At 53.0% G+C, this 5,360-nt stretch carries 2 tRNA genes and 3 rRNA genes; all 5 read left to right on the top strand.

Going from position 1 to position 5,360, the window contains the following annotated elements:
- Positions 1-84: 84 nt before the first annotated feature.
- A 16S ribosomal RNA gene (locus tag VPH43_RS24595) occupies positions 85-1,613 on the top strand.
- A gap of 75 nt (positions 1,614-1,688) precedes the next feature.
- Positions 1,689-1,765 (top strand) — tRNA-Ile (locus VPH43_RS24590).
- An 8-nt stretch (positions 1,766-1,773) separates the two neighbouring features.
- Positions 1,774-1,849, top strand: a tRNA-Ala gene (locus tag VPH43_RS24585).
- A gap of 331 nt (positions 1,850-2,180) precedes the next feature.
- Positions 2,181-5,058: ribosomal RNA gene (locus VPH43_RS24580) — 23S ribosomal RNA — on the top strand.
- Positions 5,059-5,200: 142 nt separating this feature from the next.
- A 5S ribosomal RNA gene (gene rrf, locus VPH43_RS24575) occupies positions 5,201-5,313 on the top strand.
- Together the 16S, 23S and 5S rRNA genes with 2 tRNA genes alongside form the textbook arrangement of a ribosomal RNA operon.
- Positions 5,314-5,360 lie beyond the last annotated feature (47 nt).

Below are 5,360 nucleotides of genomic sequence, written 5' to 3'. Positions count from 1 at the left end.
CGAAAGGTTTCTCGAGGTCTGATGGACCTTAAACGCTCATAGAAGTGAAGTTCACTTCAATTCTTTGAGTAATTTATCAAGATCGAACTGAAGAGTTTGATCCTGGCTCAGATTGAACGCTGGCGGCATGCCTTACACATGCAAGTCGAACGGTAACGCGGGGCAACCTGGCGACGAGTGGCGAACGGGTGAGTAAAGCATCGGAACATGCCCAGTAGTGGGGGATAGCCCGGCGAAAGCCGGATTAATACCGCATACGACCTAAGGGTGAAAGCAGGGGATCGCAAGACCTTGCGCTATTGGAGTGGCCGATGTCAGATTAGGTAGTTGGTGGGGTAAAGGCTCACCAAGCCGACGATCTGTAGCTGGTCTGAGAGGACGACCAGCCACACTGGGACTGAGACACGGCCCAGACTCCTACGGGAGGCAGCAGTGGGGAATTTTGGACAATGGGCGCAAGCCTGATCCAGCCATGCCGCGTGCGGGAAGAAGGCCTTCGGGTTGTAAACCGCTTTTGTCGGGGAAGAAATCCTTTGAGCTAATACCTCGAAGGGATGACGGTACCCGAAGAATAAGCACCGGCTAACTACGTGCCAGCAGCCGCGGTAATACGTAGGGTGCAAGCGTTAATCGGAATTACTGGGCGTAAAGCGTGCGCAGGCGGTTATGCAAGACAGATGTGAAATCCCCGGGCTCAACCTGGGAACTGCATTTGTGACTGCATGGCTAGAGTACGGTAGAGGGGGATGGAATTCCGCGTGTAGCAGTGAAATGCGTAGATATGCGGAGGAACACCGATGGCGAAGGCAATCCCCTGGACCTGTACTGACGCTCATGCACGAAAGCGTGGGGAGCAAACAGGATTAGATACCCTGGTAGTCCACGCCCTAAACGATGTCAACTGGTTGTTGGGAGGGTTTCTTCTCAGTAACGTAGCTAACGCGTGAAGTTGACCGCCTGGGGAGTACGGCCGCAAGGTTGAAACTCAAAGGAATTGACGGGGACCCGCACAAGCGGTGGATGATGTGGTTTAATTCGATGCAACGCGAAAAACCTTACCTACCCTTGACATGCCAGGAATCCTGCAGAGATGTGGGAGTGCTCGAAAGAGAACCTGGACACAGGTGCTGCATGGCCGTCGTCAGCTCGTGTCGTGAGATGTTGGGTTAAGTCCCGCAACGAGCGCAACCCTTGTCATTAGTTGCTACGAAAGGGCACTCTAATGAGACTGCCGGTGACAAACCGGAGGAAGGTGGGGATGACGTCAGGTCATCATGGCCCTTATGGGTAGGGCTACACACGTCATACAATGGCCGGTACAGAGGGCTGCCAACCCGCGAGGGGGAGCTAATCCCAGAAAACCGGTCGTAGTCCGGATCGCAGTCTGCAACTCGACTGCGTGAAGTCGGAATCGCTAGTAATCGCGGATCAGAATGTCGCGGTGAATACGTTCCCGGGTCTTGTACACACCGCCCGTCACACCATGGGAGCGGGTTCTGCCAGAAGTAGTTAGCCTAACCGCAAGGAGGGCGATTACCACGGCAGGGTTCGTGACTGGGGTGAAGTCGTAACAAGGTAGCCGTATCGGAAGGTGCGGCTGGATCACCTCCTTTCTGGAAATAAAGCCTCTTTCTTCTCAAGCGCTCACACTTATCGGCTGTAGGTTCACGACAGATCACCAAGAGTGAGGGTCTGTAGCTCAGTCGGTTAGAGCACCGTCTTGATAAGGCGGGGGTCGTTGGTTCGAATCCAACCAGACCCACCAACTTCATTGGGGGATTAGCTCAGCTGGGAGAGCACCTGCTTTGCAAGCAGGGGGTCGTCGGTTCGATCCCGTCATCCTCCACCAATGATTTTCTTGGTCTGCACATTGATCTGAGCTTCGTCCGAACAGGCAAGATATCGTTGTGATGTCTTGCCTGTTCGATCGAAAGATCGGCTGTCGTTCTTTAACAATTCATGGAATTGAATCAGAGTTGTCGGCGGAAAGCGCCGGGTGCAAACCCGAGCGTACCGTGCCGTCGGCAACGTTTTTGATTGCGTCAATACAGATAGCTTCAACTCGCAAGAGGTTGAAGTTCGGCATAACGCGTTAATACTCAAACAGCCTGCTCGGCAGTAACTCGAGCGGGCTGCAGTCCTTGACGATGCTTTCTTCCCAGAAGGCGTCAAAGTTATAGGGTCAAGTGACTAAGTGCATATGGTGGATGCCTTGGCGATTACAGGCGACGAAGGACGTGATAGCCTGCGATAAGCTTCGGGGAGCTGGCAAATTAGCTTTGATCCGGAGATTTCCGAATGGGGAAACCCACCTCGCAAGAGGTATCGCATGATGAATACATAGTCATGCGAGGCGAACCGGGTGAACTGAAACATCTCAGTAGCTCGAGGAACAGACATCAACCGAGATTCCGAAAGTAGTGGCGAGCGAAATCGGAACAGCCTGCACGTTTTAGCATCTTGCATATCAGAACAGTCTGGAAAGGCTGGCCACAGCGGGTGATAGCCCCGTATGAAAAATGTAGGGTGTGGAACTAGGCGTGCGACAAGTAGGGCGGGACACGTGTAATCCTGTCTGAATATGGGGGGACCATCCTCCAAGGCTAAATACTCGTAATCGACCGATAGTGAACTAGTACCGTGAGGGAAAGGCGAAAAGAACCCCGGGAGGGGAGTGAAATAGATCCTGAAACCGTATGCATACAAAAAGTCGGAGCCTGGAAACGGGTGACGGCGTACCTTTTGTATAATGGGTCAGCGACTTACATTCAGTGGCGAGCTTAACCGAATAGGGAAGGCGTAGAGAAATCGAGTCCGAATAGGGCGTTCAGTCGCTGGGTGTAGACCCGAAACCAAGTGATCTATCCATGGCCAGGATGAAGGTGCGGTAACACGCACTGGAGGTCCGAACCGACTAGTGTTGCAAAACTAGCGGATGAGCTGTGGATAGGGGTGAAAGGCTAAACAAACTTGGAAATAGCTGGTTCTCTCCGAAAACTATTTAGGTAGTGCCTCAAGTATTACCATCGGGGGTAGAGCACTGTTATGGCTAGGGGGTCATGGCGACTTACCAAACCATTGCAAACTCCGAATACCGATGAGTACAGCTTGGGAGACAGAGCACCGGGTGCTAACGTCCGGACTCAAGAGGGAAACAACCCAGACCGCCAGCTAAGGTCCCTAAAATTGGCTAAGTGGGAAACGAAGTGGGAAGGCTAAAACAGTCAGGATGTTGGCTTAGAAGCAGCCATCATTTAAAGAAAGCGTAATAGCTCACTGATCGAGTCGTCCTGCGCGGAAGATGTAACGGGGCTAAGCCAGTTACCGAAGCTGCGGGTGCATCGCAAGATGCGCGGTAGGAGAGCGTTCTGTACGCCTGTGAAGGTGGCTTGTGAAGGCCGCTGGAGGTATCAGAAGTGCGAATGCTGACATGAGTAGCGTTAAAGGGGGTGAAAAGCCCCCTCGCCGAAAGCGCAAGGTTTCCTACGCAACGTTCATCGGCGTAGGGTGAGTCGGCCCCTAAGGCGAGGCAGAGATGCGTAGCTGATGGGAAACAGGTCAATATTCCTGTACCGATCTATAGTGCGATGTGGGGACGGAGAAGGTTAGCTCAGCCGGGTGTTGGATGTCCCGGTTCAAGCCTGTAGTCGTGGTCTCTAGGCAAATCCGGAGATCTTAGATGAGGGGTGATAACGAGGCGGCTTGCCGCCGAAGTGAGTGATACCCTGCTTCCAGGAAAAGCCACTAAGCTTCAGCTATAGACGACCGTACCGCAAACCGACACTGGTGCGCGAGATGAGTATTCTAAGGCGCTTGAGAGAACTCTGGAGAAGGAACTCGGCAAATTGACACCGTAACTTCGGAAGAAGGTGTGCCTTTAGTAGGTGAACCTGTACAAGGGGAGCCCAATGAGGCCGCAGAGAATCGGTGGCTGCGACTGTTTATTAAAAACACAGCACTCTGCAAAGACGAAAGTCGACGTATAGGGTGTGACGCCTGCCCGGTGCTGGAAGATTAAATGATGGGGTGCAAGCTCTTGATTGAAGTCCCAGTAAACGGCGGCCGTAACTATAACGGTCCTAAGGTAGCGAAATTCCTTGTCGGGTAAGTTCCGACCTGCACGAATGGCGTAACGATGGCCACACTGTCTCCTCCAGAGACTCAGCGAAGTTGAAATGTTTGTGATGATGCAATCTCCCCGCGGAAAGACGGAAAGACCCCATGAACCTTTACTGTAGCTTTACATTGGACTTTGAACAGATCTGTGTAGGATAGGTGGGAGGCTTTGAAGCGGTGCCGCTAGGTGCCGTGGAGCCGTCCTTGAAATACCACCCTGGTGTGTTTGAGGTTCTAACCTTGGCCCGTTATCCGGGTTGGGGACAGTGTATGGTAGGCAGTTTGACTGGGGCGGTCTCCTCCCAAAGCGTAACGGAGGAGTTCGAAGGTACGCTAGGCACGGTCGGAAATCGTGCTGATAGTGCATTGGCATAAGCGTGCTTGACTGCGAGACTGACAAGTCGAGCAGGTACGAAAGTAGGACAAAGTGATCCGGTGGTTCTGTATGGAAGGGCCATCGCTCAACGGATAAAAGGTACTCTGGGGATAACAGGCTGATACCGCCCAAGAGTTCATATCGACGGCGGTGTTTGGCACCTCGATGTCGGCTCATCTCATCCTGGGGCTGTAGCCGGTCCCAAGGGTATGGCTGTTCGCCATTTAAAGAGGTACGTGAGCTGGGTTTAAAACGTCGTGAGACAGTTTGGTCCCTATCTTCCGTGGGCGCTGCAAGATTGAGAGAGCCTGCTCCTAGTACGAGAGGACCGGAGTGGACGCACCTCTGGTGTATCGGTTGTCACGCCAGTGGCATTGCCGAGTAGCTAAGTGCGGAAGAGATAACCGCTGAAAGCATCTAAGCGGGAAACTCGTCTCAAGATGAGTCTTGCCGGGGCCTTGAGCCCCCTGAAGAGTCGTTCGAGACCAGGACGTTGATAGGCTGGGTGTGGAAGCGCAGTAATGCGTTAAGCTAACCAGTACTAATTGCTCGTGAGGCTTGACCCTATAACTTTGACGACCAACCTCGTCCAAAGTGACTTTGAGTCAACAACAAGTTATGCCCCCGTATGGGCGCAATCAATAATCTGATTCGATTCCGTGAATTGGCTGCAGCTGGCCCTCAAGACCAGCGCGGCAACAAGTCAAGCCTGATGACCATAGCGAGGTGGCCCCACTCCTTCCCATCCCGAACAGGACAGTGAAACGCCTCTGCGCCGATGATAGTGCGGATTCCCGTGTGAAAGTAGGACATCGTCAGGCTATTTATTTAAACCCCCACCAGAGTAATCTGGCGGGGGTTTTGCTTT

Origin of the sequence: Ideonella sp. BN130291, from assembly GCF_036231905.1 — a bacterium.
Classification (GTDB): domain Bacteria; phylum Pseudomonadota; class Gammaproteobacteria; order Burkholderiales; family Burkholderiaceae_C; genus CAMLIZ01.
Note: the sequence above shows the minus strand (reverse complement) of the source record. Positions and strands in the feature narration are given on the sequence as shown.